Origin of the sequence: Actinomadura sp. NAK00032, from assembly GCF_013364275.1 — a bacterium.
Classification (GTDB): Bacteria; Actinomycetota; Actinomycetes; order Streptosporangiales; family Streptosporangiaceae; genus Spirillospora.
Window position 1 is genome coordinate 762,666 of sequence record NZ_CP054932.1, and the last position, 16,374, is coordinate 779,039.

15 protein-coding genes are annotated in these 16,374 nt (G+C 73.8%); 9 read left to right on the forward strand and 6 right to left on the reverse strand.

Features of this window, described 5'->3' with window-relative positions; translation table 11 throughout:
- Positions 1-514: 514 nt before the first annotated feature.
- The 4 genes from HUT06_RS03690 to HUT06_RS03705 all read left to right on the forward strand — a co-directional run bounded on the left by HUT06_RS03690 (position 515) and on the right by HUT06_RS03705 (position 4,850).
- On the forward strand, positions 515-2,443 hold the full coding sequence (locus HUT06_RS03690) for a glycoside hydrolase family 3 N-terminal domain-containing protein (protein WP_254714964.1): 1,929 nt from the start codon (positions 515-517) through the stop codon (positions 2,441-2,443).
- A gap of 180 nt (positions 2,444-2,623) precedes the next feature.
- Entirely contained in the window at positions 2,624-3,460 is an 837-nt protein-coding gene (locus tag HUT06_RS03695) for a patatin-like phospholipase family protein (protein WP_176194409.1), read from the forward strand.
- Between the two features lies 1 nt (position 3,461).
- Positions 3,462-4,427 (forward strand): 1-acyl-sn-glycerol-3-phosphate acyltransferase, encoded by a 966-nt coding sequence (locus HUT06_RS03700; RefSeq protein ID WP_176194410.1) that lies wholly within the window; start codon positions 3,462-3,464, stop codon positions 4,425-4,427.
- A gap of 12 nt (positions 4,428-4,439) precedes the next feature.
- Positions 4,440-4,850 carry an RNA-binding S4 domain-containing protein gene (locus tag HUT06_RS03705; protein WP_176194411.1) on the forward strand — a complete coding sequence of 137 codons (411 nt, stop codon included), beginning with the start codon at positions 4,440-4,442 and terminating at the stop codon, positions 4,848-4,850.
- A gap of 16 nt (positions 4,851-4,866) precedes the next feature.
- Here HUT06_RS03705 and HUT06_RS03710 read toward each other — a convergent pair whose 3' ends face one another.
- The 3 genes from HUT06_RS03710 to HUT06_RS03720 form a co-directional block, all read right to left on the reverse strand.
- Entirely contained in the window at positions 4,867-6,309 is a 1,443-nt protein-coding gene (locus HUT06_RS03710) for an arylsulfotransferase family protein (RefSeq protein ID WP_176194412.1), read from the reverse strand.
- A 41-nt stretch (positions 6,310-6,350) separates the two neighbouring features.
- Entirely contained in the window at positions 6,351-7,772 is a 1,422-nt protein-coding gene (locus HUT06_RS03715) for an MFS transporter (RefSeq protein ID WP_176194413.1), read from the reverse strand.
- Positions 7,773-7,863: 91 nt separating this feature from the next.
- Positions 7,864-8,289 carry a MarR family winged helix-turn-helix transcriptional regulator gene (locus HUT06_RS03720; RefSeq protein WP_176201121.1) on the reverse strand — a complete coding sequence of 142 codons (426 nt, stop codon included), beginning with the start codon at positions 8,287-8,289 and terminating at the stop codon, positions 7,864-7,866.
- 189 nt (positions 8,290-8,478) lie between these two features.
- Between HUT06_RS03720 and HUT06_RS03725 the strand changes: the two genes are divergently transcribed.
- From HUT06_RS03725 to HUT06_RS03735, 3 genes are all read left to right on the forward strand, one after another.
- Positions 8,479-11,214 (forward strand): AAA family ATPase, encoded by a 2,736-nt coding sequence (locus HUT06_RS03725; protein WP_217711177.1) that lies wholly within the window; start codon positions 8,479-8,481, stop codon positions 11,212-11,214.
- Positions 11,215-11,312: 98 nt separating this feature from the next.
- Entirely contained in the window at positions 11,313-12,269 is a 957-nt protein-coding gene (locus HUT06_RS03730; protein ID WP_176194414.1) for an alpha/beta hydrolase, read from the forward strand.
- Positions 12,266-12,982 (forward strand): alpha/beta fold hydrolase, encoded by a 717-nt coding sequence (locus tag HUT06_RS03735; RefSeq protein ID WP_176194415.1) that lies wholly within the window; start codon positions 12,266-12,268, stop codon positions 12,980-12,982. The genes HUT06_RS03730 and HUT06_RS03735 overlap by 4 nt, the downstream gene beginning before the upstream one ends.
- Positions 12,983-13,072: 90 nt before the next feature.
- Here HUT06_RS03735 and HUT06_RS03740 read toward each other — a convergent pair whose 3' ends face one another.
- The 3 genes from HUT06_RS03740 to HUT06_RS03750 form a co-directional block, all read right to left on the reverse strand.
- On the reverse strand, positions 13,073-13,786 hold the full coding sequence (locus HUT06_RS03740; protein WP_176194416.1) for a class I SAM-dependent methyltransferase: 714 nt from the start codon (positions 13,784-13,786) through the stop codon (positions 13,073-13,075).
- A gap of 10 nt (positions 13,787-13,796) precedes the next feature.
- On the reverse strand, positions 13,797-14,573 hold the full coding sequence (locus tag HUT06_RS03745) for an aldo/keto reductase (RefSeq protein WP_217711178.1): 777 nt from the start codon (positions 14,571-14,573) through the stop codon (positions 13,797-13,799).
- A 142-nt stretch (positions 14,574-14,715) separates the two neighbouring features.
- The gene (locus HUT06_RS03750; RefSeq protein WP_176194418.1) at positions 14,716-15,156 is read right to left on the reverse strand and encodes a hypothetical protein; all 441 of its coding nucleotides are present in this window, start codon (positions 15,154-15,156) and stop codon (positions 14,716-14,718) included.
- A gap of 229 nt (positions 15,157-15,385) precedes the next feature.
- Between HUT06_RS03750 and HUT06_RS03755 the strand changes: the two genes are divergently transcribed.
- Together HUT06_RS03755 and HUT06_RS03760 are read left to right on the forward strand one after the other, a co-directional pair.
- On the forward strand, positions 15,386-15,733 hold the full coding sequence (locus HUT06_RS03755) for a hypothetical protein (protein ID WP_176194419.1): 348 nt from the start codon (positions 15,386-15,388) through the stop codon (positions 15,731-15,733).
- Complete coding sequence (locus tag HUT06_RS03760; RefSeq protein ID WP_176194420.1) at positions 15,733-16,371, forward strand: DUF6338 family protein; 639 nt, start codon at positions 15,733-15,735, stop codon at positions 16,369-16,371. Before HUT06_RS03755 ends, HUT06_RS03760 begins: the two co-directional genes overlap by 1 nt.
- The last annotated feature ends 3 nt before the right edge of the window (positions 16,372-16,374 follow it).

Consider the following 16,374-nt stretch of genomic DNA (forward strand, 5'->3'; position numbering starts at 1 on the left):
CGGGCACGGCGGCGCGCCGCCGCGCCCCGCCGGCGGCGACGACTCGGTCCCGAGCAGGGCACGCGCCACACCGGATGGCGAGCGTCCGGGCCGGCTGATCACCCGCCAGCCGCCCGGGCGCTCGCGCGTCCGGCGACCGGCGTGCTCGCGAGGCGGCGGCGTGCGGCTCGGGTGGCCGGACGTGGCCAGGGTGACCGTGGTGCGGATGCGCTCGCGCCGGCCGGGCGGCGTGGCGGTGGCGATCATGCCCGCTGCCCGTCCGACCGGCTTCGTTCGGTGCGGTTCAACGTGTGGATTCAGTGCCCGTCAACCCCCCTTCCCCGGTTTTCACGGGCCTCCGGTGACCAATGGGCAGGTTTGTTGACAGCTGCGGGGAGCCGGGGGAGGTTCCTGGGAGACGACGTCGCCGCGCGCGGAGGTCGTGGCCGATCCGGGCGTGCCGCGACCTCCGCGCCCGGCCGCGCGCGGTCCGCCGGGCCGCGCGGCGTCCTCGGAGCGACCCAGGAGGGACGACTTGCGACACCCCCACAGCCGCGTCATCGCCACCCGGATCGGGCGATCACTGGTCGCGCTCGCGACCATCGCCGCCCTCCCGTCCGCCATCGCGGCGCAGCCCGCGCAGGCCGACGGGCCCCCGGCCTACCTCAACGCCCGCCTCTCCACCTCCGCCCGGGTGAGCGACCTGCTCGGCCGGATGACGCTGGAGGAGAAGGTCGGCCAGATGACCCAGGCCGAGCGCGGCGCCATCGACGGCGACCGCGACCAGATCACCGCGCTGGCACTGGGCTCGGTGCTCTCGGGCGGCGGGTCGGTGCCGGCCGACAACACCCCGTCCGGCTGGGCGGACATGGTGGACGCCTACCAGTCGAAGGCGCTCGCCACCCGGCTGAAGATCCCGCTGCTGTACGGGGTCGACTCGGTGCACGGCCACAACAACCTCGTCGGCGCGACGGTCTTCCCGCACAACATCGGGCTGGGCGCGACCCGCGATCCCCGGCTCGTCAAGGAGGCGGAGCAGATCACGGCCGTCGAGACCAAGGCGACCGGCCCGCAGTGGGTGTTCGCGCCGTGCGTCTGCGTCAGCCGCGACCTCCGCTGGGGCCGGACGTACGAGTCCTTCGGCGAGGACCCGCGGCTGGTGAAGGAGATGGCGGTCGCCATCGAGGGCTTCCAGGGCCGCCATAAGCGCGACATGGCCACGAACCGGCACGTCCTGGCGACGGCGAAGCACTTCGCGGGCGACGGCGACACGGTGTTCGGCTCGTCCACCAGCGGGACGTACACGATCGACCAGGGCGTCACCGTCACCGACCGGAAGACGTTCGCGAAGATCGACCTGTCGCCTTACGTCACCGCCGTCCACAGGTACGGCGTCGGCAGCATCATGCCGTCGTTCTCCAGCGTCGACTGGACGGAGGACGGCGTCGGCAACCCGGTCAAGATGAGCGCGCACAAGGAGCTGCTCACCGACGTCCTCAAGAAGAAGATCGGCTTCGACGGGTTCCTGATCAGCGACTGGGAGGCCATCCACCAGATCCCGGGCGACTACGCGACGCAGGTCCGGACGTCGGTCAACGCCGGCATGGACATGTTCATGGAGCCCTACAGCGCCCCGCAGTTCGTCCAGACGCTGATCGCCGAGGTGAAGGCGGGACGCGTGCCGATGGCGCGCATCGACGACGCCGTCCGGCGCATCCTCACCGCGAAGTTCGAGATGGGGCTGTTCGAGCACCCCTACACCGACCGCGGCCTGGCCCCGTCGATCGGCTCGCCGCGGCACCGGGCGGTCGCGCGGGAGGCCGTCGCGAAGTCGCAGGTCCTGCTGAAGAACTCGCGGCGCGCGCTGCCGCTGCGCGGGAACGAGCGGATCTACGTGGCGGGCGTGAACGCCGACGACATGGGCAACCAGGCGGGCGGCTGGACGGTCACCTGGCAGGGGTCGTCCGGTGACATCATCCCCGGCACCACGATCCTGGAGGGCATCAAGCAGAACTCGTCCCACGTCACCTACAGCGCGGACGCGTCGGCGCCGATGTCCGGCAATGACGTCGGCATCGTCGTGGTGGGCGAGACCCCGTACGCGGAGGGCGTCGGCGACGTCGGCAACGGGCACACGCTGAACCTGTCGGACGCCGACAAGGCCAACATCGACAAGGTGTGCGCCGCGATCCGGACCTGCGTCGTCCTCGACGTCGCGGGACGGCCGCAGATCGTCACCGACCAGTTGTCCGCGATGGACGCGTTCGTCATGTCCTGGCTGCCGGGCAGCGAGGGCGCGGGGGTCGCGGACGTCCTGTTCGGCAAGCGTCCCTTCACCGGCCGCCTGCCGGTGACGTGGCCGCGCAGCGAGGCCCAGGAGCCGATCAACATCGGCGACCGCGCGTACCGGCCGCTGTTCCCCTACGGCTACGGCCTCCGCACCCGTACGGGGCACCACCACTGATCCGCGTCCACCACCACTGACCGGCATCCCCGCCGAGGGCCGGCCGCCCACCACCCCTTGGGTGGCCGGCCCTGCTCGTCCTGTTGCGTTCGTCCCGTTTTGTTCGCCGCGTTTTGTTCGCCGTGCGCCGTTTATCGCGCACGGGCCGGGAGAGGCTGCCTCCGTGGAAGGGAGGCCCGAGTGGACGGGGAGCCGCGGACGGCGTTCGTGCTCGGCGGCGGCGGCGTCCTCGGCGCGCACGAGGTCGGCATGCTGCGGGCGCTCGCGGAGAGCGGCGTCCGGCCGGACCTCGTCGTCGGGACGTCCATCGGCGCGCTGAACGGCGTGTTCGTCGCGGCGGAGCCGGACACGGCCGTCGAACGCCTCACCGCCCTGTGGTCGGACGACTCCGTCCGCGAGGTGTTCGGCTCGCGGGTGTGGTCGCGGCTGTGGACGCTCGCCCGCTCCGGCACCCACCTGCACTCCAACGAGCCGCTGCGCCGCATGCTGGACGAACTGCTCCCCGCCCGGACGTTCGAGGAACTGGAGATCCCGTTCCAGTGCGTCGCCGCGGGGATCGAGACGGCGATGGCGCACTGGTTCACGTCCGGGCCGCTGCCGCCCGCCGTGCTGGCCTCCTGCGCCGCGCCCGGCCTGCTGCCGCCCGTCCGGATCGAGGACCGGCACTACTTCGACGGCGGGCTCGTCCACAGCATCCCGGTCGGCCGGGCCGTGATGCTCGGCGCGACCACGGTCTACGTCCTGCACGTCGGGCGCATCGAGCGGGACCTGCCGCCGCCGCGCCGCCCGTGGGAGGTCGGCCTGGTCGCGTTCGAGATCGCGCGCCGGCACCGGTTCTTCGAGGAGATGGCGACCCTGCCGGACGGGCTGGCGGTGCACGTGCTGCCGGCGGGCGGGACACCGAAGAAGGCCGGTGTCGACCTCGCCCAGATGCGCTACAGGAACGTGTCCGGGATACGGGCTCACATCGAACGCGCCTACCAGGCATCCTTGGAGTACCTCAAAGAACGAGCGTGACATGCCTCCCGTCCCCCTCCGCCGCCTCCTCTTCACGCCGCTGCTGTTCGCCTTGACCCTGCTGGTCGTCGTCCTGTTCCCGGTCGCCTTCGCGGTGACCTCGCTGACCGGACGGGGCCGGTGGCGGGCGCGCCGGCTGCTGTGGTTCGCGCTCGCCTGGGGCACCCGCGAGTCGGCCGCCGTGCTGGCGTGCGGCCTGCTGTGGCTCCGCCGCCGGACCCGCGACGACCGGCACTACGACGTCATCCGCCGCTACGTCGCGGGCCTGTACGGGACGGCCCAGCGGCACCTCGGCCTGCGCGTGGAGATCACCGGCGAGGGGGCGGAGCCGCCCGGCGACCGGCCGCTGATCGTGCTCAGCCGGCACGCCGGGCCCGGTGACGCGCTGCTGCTCGTCCACCACCTGCTGACCGACTACCGGCGGCGGCCCCGCGTGGTCATGAAGGCGCAGCTCCAGCTCGACCCGTGCATCGACATCGCCGCGAACCGCATGCCGAACGTGTTCGTCACCCCCGGCGGCGGCGCCGTCGACGACATCGGCCGGCTCGCCGCCGGGCTCGGCCCGCGCGACGCGCTGCTGATCTTCCCGGAGGGCGGCAACTTCTCCCCGGCGCGGCGGCGCCGCGCGATCCGGCGGCTGGCCCGGCTCCACCGCACGGACGAGGCCGCCCGCGCCGCCGCGATGCCCAACCTGATGCCGCCCCGGCCCGGCGGCGTGCTGGCCGCGCTCGACGCCGCACCGGACGCCGACGTGGTGTTCGTCGCGCACACCGGCCTCGACGACATGGCCACGGTCGGCGACATCTGGCGGCGCATCCCGCTCACCGCCCCCGTCCACGCCCGCTGGTGGCGGATCCCCGCCGAGGACGTCCCGGACGGCCGGGACGCCCGCGTCGACTGGCTGTACCGGGAGTGGGAGCGCGCCGACGCCTGGATCGGCGAGAACCGGGCACCCGCGCCCGGGTGACATCATGGACGCATGGGCGAAGAGGGGTCCGTGCGGGTCGATCTGTGGATCTGGTCCGTGCGGCTGCTGAAGACCCGCTCGATGGCGACGACGGCGTGCAGGGCGGGCCATGTCCGCGTGAACGACGAGCGCGCCAAGCCGTCCACGACGGTGAAGGCCGGCGACACGGTGCGGCTCCGCCATGACGGGCGGGAGCGCGTCGTCGTGGTGCAGAAGATCGTCCGCAAGCGGGTCGGTGCGCCCGCCGCGGCGGAGTGCCTGATCGACCAGAGCCCGCCTCCGCCGCCGCGCGAGGCGCTCATCCCGGTCGGCCGCCGCGAGCGCGGCGCGGGCCGTCCGACCAAGCGCGACCGGCGCGAGCTGGAGCGCGTCCTCGACCGCTACCGCACGCTGAACAGCCCGCCGCCCCGCGACGACGACTGACGCGCGTGCCGTCCGGTCAGACGACGCGCGGCTCGGAGCGGGCGAGGACGGTGCCGCGGGCGTCCAGCGCCTCGGCGGTGACGTTGGGGGAGCGCGCGAGCGTCACGGCGGTCTCGAAGCCGGTGCGCTTGACCGTCCGCGACACGACGGGACGGGCGTCGGAGCCGGTGCGGAAGCGCCACGCGGCCACGGCGGTCGCGCCGTTCCAGCTCGCGTGGACCCGCATCCGGTCGCCCGGCAGCGGCGCCACCGCGACGGCGGGCCGGTCCGCGGGCCGGCCCTCCCAGGCGGCGCGGTAGGCGCGGTACGAGCCGTCGCCGATCCCGGTGATCTCCAGGACGGGCGTCCCGTCGGCGGCGAACTCCGTCATCGCGGGCGTCGACCCCCAGCCGACCAGCGCGTTCCCGTCCGGAAGCGTCTGCAGGTTGCCCATGTACTGCCCGTAGGTCGTGCCGTCGGCGTACTCGCGGACGAGCGACGCCCGCCGGCCCGCCTCGTCCACCCGGAGCACGATGCCGCGCGACGGGCCGTCGCCGACATCGGTGATGTGGTTGTCGAACAGCGTGATCGTCCCGTCCGGCTGCCGGCGGGCGTCGTGCTGCCAGGCGAAGGCCGCGCCGGCCCCGAACGCGAAGTCGCCGCGCCGGCCGCCGAGCCGCCACCGGACGGCGCCGGTGCGCCGGTCGATCGAGTAGACCGCGCAGGTGTTGCGGGCCGAGATCAGCAGGGCCTCGCCGTCGTCCTGCACGGAGTTGACGTGGATCGGGTCGAACACCTTGCCCGGGGTGCCGTTCGTGTCCCTGGTCAGCGGCGTCCGGGTCTCGGCGATGCCGATGTGGTCGAGCGCGCTCCAGTCGAGCAGCACCTCGCCCGTGCGGACGTCGATCTCCTGGACCCGCCCGTCCAGGACGCGGCCCCGGCGCGGGCCGCCGATCGGGCGCAGGTCGGCGGTGACCTCCGGATAGGCGATGACCAGCGCCGTCCCGCGGTCGGTGAGCGCGAACTCGTGCAGGTCGCCGGAGACCCCGTCGCCCGCCCGGACCTCGGCGACCCGCCGGTAGTCGGCGCCGAGGACCACCCCGGTGCCGGCGCCGTGGCCGCCCGTCCGGCGCTCGCCCTCCCAGAAGGTGAGGACGGGCGCGCCCTCGTACTCCTGCACGCGGACATCGGTGACCAACTGCTCGGACTGGTAGATCCAGACCGGTTCGCCCGCGTCGTCGACGATGAGCGCGTCGGCGGTGTCGGTGCCGCGGAACGGGGCGAGGAACAGCAGCCCGGCCGCGGTGCGCCCGAGGCGCCGCGCCTTCAGGCCGGGCGGCGGGACGTCGGGGAGGGTGAGGTAGCGGTCCTGCGCCGCGGGCTCCGCCGCCTTCGGCGGGCGTCCCGCCCCGGCGCCGCTGAGGAGCGCGGCCCCTCCGACCAGCGCCGTTGCAAGGAAACCGCGACGTGTCACGCTCATGCGCCCTGGTCTACCTCCGCTTTCTGAGAACTCGATGAGAATCACGCCGGGCCGTCGGCGAAGCGGCGCTCGGACTCCAGCGCGGACGCCACGTCCCGCGGGTAGGTGCGCCGCGCCCGCACCAGCAGCAGCCCGTTTACCAGCAGTGGGAGCAGCGCCAGCAGGAACGCGCGGTCCAGGCCGGTCGCCGACTCCCGGCCGCCGTCCAGCCGGCCCGACAGCCAGCCGAACAGCACGGGCGCCACCGCCTCCGCCGACATCCGCACGATCGTCCGGATCGCCTCCGCCCGCCCCCACAGCCGGAAGTGGACGACGTCCAGCCGCACCGCGTCCAGCGGCGGGTTCGCGGCGGCGAGCGCCGCGCCCGCGAGCGTGAACAGCGGCAGCGCGATCAGCGCCTCGCCGGTCAGCAGGCCGGGCAGGAACAGCAGCGCCGACACGGTGAAGGCCACCCCGGGGACGTTGACGCGCGCGCTGACCACGCCCCGGCGCACCAGCCGGTCGGCGAGCCGCCCGCCGAACAGCACCCCGCCGAGCGCGGCCAGTCCGATGACCGGGATGAACGCGGACAGCTCACCGCGGCTCAGCGAGTACCGCTCCTGGACGAACACCATCGCGAACGTGCGCAGCCCCGCGAAGAAGAAGTAGCCGATGGCGGACGCCACGATGATGGTCACGTTCGTCCGGATCCGCAGGACGTGCCGTGCCGCCTGGAGCAGCGACATGGTCTCCGGGGCGGCGTCCAGGACGCTGCGCGGGTCCGGCTCGACGTCCGACCGGTCCACCTGCCGCTGGGCGGGCTCCGCGTCGCCCCGGCCGGCGGCGGACGCCTGCGCGCCCCGCGGCGGCTCCGGCAGCATCCGCCACAGCAGCACGGCCAGCGCGAACCCGAGCACCGCGACGAACCAGAACGCGACCCGCCAGTTCAGCAGCGCGGCGATGTTGCCGCCCGCGATCAGCCCGAACCCGACGCCGACCAGTTCGCCGGCCAGGATGCGCCCCCACGTCCCGGCCCGCTCCGCGGGCGGGAACAGGTCGCCGATCAGCGACGCGACCGTGGGCCCCGCCGTCGCCGTCACCGCGCCGAGCGCCACCCGCGACGCCAGCAGCCACTCGTACGAGCTCGCCAGCCCGCCGACGATCATCGCGAGGCTCCACAGCGCGATGCTGCCCGCGAGCAGCGGCACCCGCGGCACCCGGTCGGTCAGCTGCCCCACCGGCAGCGTCGCGATCGCGCCGACCGCCGCCGGCGCGGCGGTGAGGATCCCGACCTGCGTGTTGCCGATGTGCAGGGAGTGGCGCAGTTCCTGGACGATCGCCCCGACGACCCCCGTGTCGGCCGTGTTCAGCGCGAGCACGCACGCCAGCAGCACCACGATGCGGGCCCGCCGTCTCCCGCCGAGCCGGTCCGCGAGGGCGCTGACGGCCCTTTTCCACGGCCGCGGGGTTCGCGCCGATGTCACCAACCACTACTGCCCCTGCACCGTCGGGGTATGTCGCGTCCTACCCGCGCCCAACTGGGGCGACCCGGCGGGACGGACCGTCCGGCACGGCCTAGGGCGCCGGGGGAGCGCCCGGGGCCCGGTCGGCGCGGGCGACGATGGACTGGAGGAGATCCAGCGCGGCCCGTGCCCGGCTCGGGGTGAAGCCGAAGATGTCGCAGATCGCCTGGTAGATGCGGGGCGCGTGCTCGCGCATCGCGTCGCCCTCGGGTGTCAGGCTGACGGTGACCGTGCGCTCGTCGTCGGTGTTGCGCGTCCGGCGCAGCAGGTCCCTCTTCTCCAGCCGCTTCAGCAGCGGCGTCATGGTGCCGTAGTCGAGCTGGAGCCGCGCCACGAGCTCGCGGACGGGAAGGTCACCGTATTCCCACAAAGTCGCCATGACCAGGTATTGGGGATAGGTCAGCCCGAGTGGTTCGAGCAGGGGGCGGTACACGGCCGTCATGGCCCGGGACGCCGCGTGCAGGTTGAAGCACACCATCTCGTTGAGGCGGACGGCGTCGTCCCCCTCGGCCGGTGAACGGTTCACGTCCAGAGCCTAGCAGGCGATTGACTATGGCACTATTTCCTTGTGCACGAGGTAAGTGTAGTTTGACGGCAGGCGCATGATCCGGTGACGCCGCCCCGCGCGGGAGGCGGCCGGCTGATCGGGTGGCGGTGGTGACACGTGTTGCGAGGCCGGCGTGCCGAATGCGCGACGCTCGACGAGCTCCTGGAGTCCGTCCGGGGCGGGGAGAGCCGCGCCCTGGCGATGCTGGGCGAGGCCGGCGTGGGCAAGACCGCGCTGCTCGACTACCTGGTCGACCGCGCGCCCGGCTTCCGGATCGTGCGCATCACCGGCGTCCAGTCCGAGATGGAGCTGGCCTTCGCCGGCCTGCACCAGCTGTGCGCGCCGATGGCGGAGCGGTTCGAGCGGCTCCCCGACCCGCAGTCCGACGCGCTGCGCGCCGCGCTCGGGCTGAGCTCCGGGCGGGCGCCCGACCGGTTCCTCGTCGGCCTCGCCGTCCTCGGCCTGCTCGCCGACGCCGCCCGCGAGCAGCCGCTGCTCTGCGCGGTCGACGACGCGCAGTGGCTGGACCGGGCCTCGGTGCAGGCGCTGGCGTTCGCCGCCCGCCGGCTCCAGGCGGAGTCCGTCGCGATCGCCTTCGCGGCCCGCGAGCCGGACGGCATGCCGGAGCTGGCCGGCGTGCCGGAGCTGGCGGTCGGCGGGCTGCCCGACGAGGACGCGCGGGCGCTGCTGCGCTCCGCCGTCACCGGCCCCTGGGACGAGCAGGTGCTGGACCGGGTCGTCGCCGAGGCGCGCGGCAACCCGCTGGCGCTGCTGGAGCTGCCGAAGGAGTTCGCCCCGGCCGAGCTGGCGGGCGGGTTCGGCGTGCCGAGCGCGGCGGGCCTCGCCGGCCGCATCCAGGAGATCTACGAGCGGCGCGTCGCCGGGCTCCCGCCGGCGGCGCGGCTGCTGCTGCTCGTCGCGGCTGCCGAGCCCGGCGGCGAGCCGGTGCTGCTGTGGCGGGCCGCGGACCGGCTCGGCGCCGGCCTGGAGGCCGCCACGCCCGCCGTCGCGGCCGGGCTGGTCGAGATCGCGGACCGGGTCCGGTTCCACCATCCGCTCGTCCGCTCCGCCGTGTACTGGGCCGCGACGGCGGAGGACCGGCGCCGCGTGCACCGCGTCCTCGCGGAGGTCACCGACGCGGAGATCGACCCCGACCGCCGCGCCTGGCACGCGGCGCAGGGCGCGGACGCCCCCGAGGAGGGCGTCGCGGCCGAGCTGGAGAGCTCCGCGGGCCGCGCGCGGGACCGCGGCGGGCTGGCGGCCGCGGCGGCGTTCCTCGCCCGGGCGGTGGAGCTGACGCCCGACCCCGTCCGGCGGCAGGAGCGGGCCCTCGCCGCCGCGTGGGCCGCGCATCACGCGGGCACGCCCGACGCCGCGCTGCGGCTGCTGTCGGTGGCCGAGGCGCGTACCCCGGACCGGCGGCTGCGCGGCGAGGTCGACCTGCTGCGCGCCGAGATCGCCTTCGCCGTCGACCGGGGCCGCGACGCGCCCCGCCTGCTGCTGCGCGCCGCCCGGCGGCTCACCCCGTACACGGCGGCCATGGCGCGCGACACCTACCTGGAGGCGATCAGCGCGGCGCTGTTCGCCGGGCCGCTCGCCGCCGGGATCGGGCAGCCGGAGGCGGCCGCGGCGGCCCGGTCCGCCCCGCCGCCGCCCGGCGACCCCCGCCCGGCCGACCTGCTGCTGGACGGCCTGGCGCTGCGGATCGGCGAGGGCCTCGCCGCCGCGGTGCCGGTGCTGCGGCCCGCGCTGGAGGTCTTCCGCGGCCCGGGCCTCGCCGCGGCGGACGGCCTGCGCTGGCTCTGGCTGGGCGGCGTGACCGCCGCGACGCTGTGGGACCACGAGGCGTGGGCGGTGCTCGCGGCCCGGCACGTCCGCCTCGCCCGGGAGTCCGGCCAGACCGCCGCGCTCCCGCTCGCGCTGACCGGGCACATCGCCGTGGACGTGTTCGCCGGCGAGCTGACCGCGGCCGCCGCGCTGGACGAGGAGGTCGCCACCGTGTCCGAGGCGATCGGGATACCCGTCCCGTCCTACGGGGGCCTGCTGGTCACCGCCTGGCAGGGCCGGGAGGCCGCGTTCACCGAGCTGATGACGACGGCCGGGGTGGAGGCGCGGCGCCGGGGCGAGGGCAACGCGCTGACCGTCGGCGCCTGGGCGAAGGCCCTGCTCTGCAACAGCCTCGGCCGCTACGACGACGCGCTCGCCGCCGTCCCCGAAGCCGCCGAGGACCGCCCGGCCCCCGTCGGCGCCGGGCCGTGGGCGCTGGCGGAGTTCATCGAGGCGGCCGCCCGCGCCGACCGGTTCGCGGACGCCGCGGTCGCCCTCCGCCGGCTCGCCGAGGCGACCCTGCCGGCCGGTACCGACTGGGCGCTCGGCGTCCACGCCCGCTCCCTGGCGCTGCTCAGCGAGGACACCGCCGCCGAGGACCGCTACCGCGAGGCGATCGACCGGCTCGGCCGCGCCGGCGTCCGCGGCGAACTGGCCCGCGCCCGCCTGCTGTACGGCGAGTGGCTGCGCCGCGTGCGGCGGCAGCGGGCCGCCCGGGAGCAGCTGCGCACCGCCCACGAGTCGTTCACCGCGATGGGCATGGCGGGCTTCGCCGGACGGGCCGCGAGCGAGCTGCAGGCCACCGGCGAGCACGTCCGCAGGCGCGCCGCCGAGGCCGCCGGGGAGCTGACGCCGCAGGAGGCGCAGATCGTCCGGCTCGTCCGGGAGGGGCTGACCAACCCCGAGATCGGCGCCCGGCTGTTCATCAGCCCCCGCACCGTCGAATGGCACCTGCGTAAAACCTTCGGCAAGCTCGGCATCACCTCGCGCAGGCAGCTCCAGCGCACCCCCACCAGCGGCAAGGCATAGCCCCAGGGTGGGGGCCCGTGGCTCACCCTGGTCCCGGGGGCCCCTCTCACGGAGACAGTGGTCACCAAGGGATCGAACACTGTGGGAGCGAGGGAAGAATGAGCAACCCGATACTGGAACCGGCGGCTCAGGAGTTCGCCGAGGCGGTGTCCAAGCCGCCGTTCGTGTACGAACTGGACGTCGACGCCGCTCGCAAGGTCCTGGACGACGTCCAGGCCGCGCCGGTGCGCAAGCCCGACGTGGACGACAAGTGGATCACGGTGCCGGCCGAGGTCGGCGACGTGCGGGTGCGGATCGTCAGGCCCGCCGGCGCGTCCGGGATGCTGCCCGCCGTCCTCTACGTGCACGGCGGGGGCTGGGTGCTGGGCAACGCGGGCACGCACGACCGGCTCGTCCGCGAACTCGCCGCCGGCACCGGCGCGGCGATCGTCTTCGTCGAGTACGACCGCTCGCCCGAGGCGCGCTACCCGGTCGCGATCGAGCAGGCGTACGCCACCGCCCGCTGGATCACCGAGCACGGCGCCGACGAGGGGCTGGACGCCTCCCGGCTGGCCGTCGCCGGCGACTCGGTCGGCGGCGACATGACCGCCGCGCTGGCGATCATGGCGAAGCGGCGCGGCGACGTGACGTTCGTCCACCAGTCGATGTACTACCCGGTGACGGACGCCGGGCAGGACACCGCCAGCTACCGCGAGTTCGCCGACGGCCCGCACCTGACCGCCAAGGCCATGGCGTGGTTCTGGGACGCCTACTGCCCCGACCCCGTCCAGCGGACGCAGGTCACCGCGTCCCCGCTGCGCGCCACCCTGGACGACCTGCGCGGGCTGCCGCCCGCATTCGTGATCGTCGACGAGAACGACGTGCTGCGGGACGAGGGCGAGGCGTACGCGCGCCGCCTCACCGAGGCCGGCGTCCCGACCACCAGCGTCCGCTACAACGGCACGCTGCACGACTTCATGATGCTCAACCCCGTGCGCGACACCCGCGCCGCCCGGGCCGCCACGGCCCAGGCGATCGACGTCCTCAAGACCGTTCTCGGAAAGGCGGACTCATGAGCACCGACCGTCCCATCGTCGTCCTTGTCCACGGCGCGTTCGCGGAGTCGGCCAGCTGGAACGGCGTCATCAGCCGGCTGCGCGACCGCGGCCTGGACGCCGTCGCCGCCGGCAACCCGCTGCGCGGCATTCCGAGCGACGGCGCCTACGTCCGCGACGTGATCGCGAGCCTGGACCGCCCGGTCATCCTCGTCGGCCACTCCTACGGGGGCATGGTCATCACCGAGGCGGCGGCGGGGAACCCGGCCGTCCGCGCCCTCGTCTACGTGGCGGGCTTCGCGCCCGAGCCGGGGGAGACCGCGTTCCTGCTGTCCGGCAAGTTCGAGGGCAGCACCCTCGGTGACGCGCTGGCCGCCTACCCGCTCTCCGGCGGCGGCAACGAGCTGCGCATCACCGACGAGAAGTTCCACCAGCAGTTCTGCGCCGACGTCGACCCGGCCGAGGCCGCCCTGATGGGGGCGACGCAGCGTCCGGTGACGGAGCGCGCGCTGACCGAGGGCCTCTCGGTGGACCAGCCGGCCTGGCGCACCATCCCGTCCTGGTTCGTGTTCGGCTCCGACGACCGCAACATCCCGGCGGCCCTGATGCACTTCATGGCCGACCGCGCGGACGCGCGCAGCACCGAGGAGATCACCGGCGCGTCCCACGCGCTCGCGGTCTCCCAGCCGGACGCCGTGGCCGCCATGATCGCCGAGGCCGCCGGCGCCACCTGAGACGCCGCCGCCGCGATCTGGCCGCGCAGCCGCCCGATCAGGCGCCGCACCATCCGAAGCGGCGCCTGACCGGCGCTGCCGCGCCGCCGTTCAGTCGGTTTTGCGGGCGAGGACGAGCCGGTAGCGCGGGCTGCCGTCCTTCCGCCGGCCCAGGGACGCCAGCGGCGCCGTCGTGACGGAGAACCCGGCCGCCGCCAGGTCGGCGCTCACCGCGCCCAGCGGGCAGGTGCGGTAGTACATGACGAACGGCGGCCGCCACACGGCGTTCCGCACCCGCATGGCCGCGTCGAACCCGAGCAGCGCCCAGTACCAGCCCGACGTGAACGGCGGCGGCGCGCCGATCGGGAAGGCGAAGAGGCCGCCGGGCCGCAGCGCGCGGTGCACCCCGGCGAAGACGGCGGGCCGTTCGGCGGGCAGCAGGTGCCCGAGCGCCCCGAAGGTCACCGCGAGGTCGAAGCCCCCGGCGAAGGGCAGCGCCCGCGCGTCCGCCCGCACCCACTCGGCGTCCGGGTGCGCCTTCCGCGCCTCCGCGAGCATGCCGGAGCTGAAATCGACACCGGTGACGCGTTCCCGGCACAGGGGCCGGAGCACCTGCATGCCCGCGCCCGTGCCGCAGCACACGTCCAGCCCGTCGCCGAACGGCCCGAGCGGACGCAGCGCCTCGGCGGTCGCGTCGAGGATGCCGCCGGGCGTCCGGAACGGCGTGCGGTCGAACTTCGGGGCGAGCAGGTCGTAGCCGTGCTCCACCGAGGACAGGGCCTGGACGACCAGCTCGCGCGGAGACGGGCCTTGGGGCGAGAACACCGGCTGCCCGTCAGCCGGCCCGGGTGAGGGCGTCGATCGCGGCGACGTCCTCCGCGGTGAGGTCGAAGCCCTCCAGGTCGAAGTTGGCGGCGATGCGCTCCCGGCGCGACGACCTGGGAAGGACCACGATCTCGTGCTCCAGATGCCACCGCAGGACGACCTGGGCGGCGGTGACCCCGTACCGCTCCGCGATCCCGGTGAGGACGGGGTCGCGCAGATCGGTGTTCTTCAGGCCGCTGTAGCCCTCGACGACGACGCCCCGGCGCCGGTGCTCGTCCAGCAGGGCCCGGTCGTGCTGCCCCGGGCTCCACGGGATCTGGTTGACCGCCGGCTGCTCCCCGGTGGCCTCGGCCAGCTCGTCGATCTGCGCCGGGCTGTAGTTGCTCACCCCGACGGTGCGGACGAGCCCCGCGTCCCTGGCCGCCAGCAGCTCCCGCCATGTCGGGACGAGCTGGTCCGGCCCGGTCGGCCAGTGGATCAGCCACAGATCGACGTAGTCGGTGCCGAGCAGCCGGAGGCTCGACTCCAGCGTGGCGCGGGCCTGCCGCGCGTCCTTCGGCCGCAGCTTGGTGGTGATGAAGACCTGCTCGCGGTCGACACCGCCGTCCTTCACGGCCTTGCCGACGTCCGCCTCGTTCCGGTAGAGCGTCGCGGTGTCGATGTGCCGGTAGCCGATGTCGAGCGCCGCCCGTACCGACTCGTACGCCGTCTTGTGGTCGAGCTCCCAGGTCCCGAAGCCGATCAACGGCAGTGCGGCCCCACCGGGCAGGTTCACAGTCCGCGTCATGCCCGCCATTCTGCCCTCCCGACCGATCGGCATGTCGTTCCGCTCGTTCCGCTCGAGCCCCCGCCGGCGCGCCCGGCCGGCCGGCCGAACCGCACGGCGTGTGTCCGGGCTCTGCGTTCGGCGTCGGCCACCTTGTCCTCGGTCACGATCCCTCGACCTGCGAATAGCCCGGGTAAACGGCGCGCTGCAGCAACCGGCCCCGCCTGCCGAAAGCCCGCCGCTCGTCGTAAGCCAAGACCTGTTGCCCGTCATCGTCCCAAACCCGGACGCTCTTGCCTCGTCCGTAGTTCTCCACCAGCGTCCTGCCCGTGAACAATCCATGAAGCGCTACCCGAAACCGCTCCACGGATTTGCCATCGGATCCATACTCCGGGCCGGAACCCCCGCCGTCTCCCACTATCAACATGACACTGCCGTCGCCACAGGTGTGCATGGTGATGGGAGCGCCTTCCCCGCGGGCGTCACTTACCTCAACGGCGAAGAACCCAGGACCCAGTTCTTCGACATCGAGATCGACGACGATGTCCAACGAGGACGCCATGTCTTGGAGCAGCTTCACCGCTGGTCGATCAATCTGGGACACGCGCGCAAGCGTGCCACATCTGCCCCGTGCGGTGGGCTTATGTGCTTGTCAAAGGTGCAAGGGAGCAAACAAAGCACCGTGATGATCTTCATGAACTCGCTATGCTCGGTGTTGGCGGCTTCATGGAGGCGAGGTTTCGATGTCCGCGGACAGGGTGGCGTACATCGCGATTTGGATGATCATTCCAGTCGCGTTGTTCCTGCCCAGGACGGGAAAGTACGGTCTGCGGATGTCGGTCGCCGTCGTGTTCGTGGCGGTCGGCGAAGGGCTGCTGCTGGGGGGCGTGGTGTCCAGGCCACTGGAGGCCGCGCTGCTGTGCCTCATCGGAGGGCTGCTGATACTGGCCGAGATCGCCACCGGCAGCGAGAACCAGACGGTCTCGCTGCTCTGGATCCTCTGCGGCGGTATCGGGCTCTGGAAGCACGAGGACATCGCCGAGTGGGTCGCTGAGGAGCGGACGGAGGTGGCGTCCGCCGGGCTTGCCGGCACGGCCGTGCTCATCGCGCTGGCCGTGCGCGGCTGGCGGCGCGCCAAGCGGCCTGCCTATAAGACGGACGACATGACGGGCCTCTCCTGATGGGGCAGGCACCTTCCACCGTGGTCCAAGCGGTACTGCTCGTGCTTTTCGTCGTACCCGGGGTCACTTACCAGTTCCTGCGGGAACGCATGCGCGGTCCCGTCGCAGGCGAGCGCAACATGGGGGAGCGGATACTTCGTGCCCTGCTCGCGTCGATCGTGCTGGACGCGCTCTATGCGATCGTGGCGGGCCCGGCCCTGATTCGCCTGGCGCGCGGCGGCAAGGGGAAGGGCTGGGACGGCCTGGTCCAGCATCCGCGCCTCATCGGCCTGTTGGCGCTGCTGCTCTTCGTCGTCGTTCCGGCGGTCGCGGCATTCGCGGTCTCGGCGTGGCAGCGGCGCCGGCTGCCGGCCCGATACGACGCCGGGGCCACCGCATGGGACCACATGTTCCGCCACCGCGGTTCCTGCTTTGTGCGCGCACGCTTGAAAGACGGTTCCTGGGTGGGCGGATGGTACGGCTCGAAGTCCTATGCGACGTCGTATCCGGAACCTGCGGAAGTGTATTTGGAATCGGCGTGGCGAATGAAGTCCGACGGCAGCTTCGCCGACCGCGTCGCCGGCACCGCGGGCCTTCACGTCCGCGCGGCCGACGTCGATGTGTTCGAGCTGATCGACCCGCCCGCACCGGCATCGTGAAGG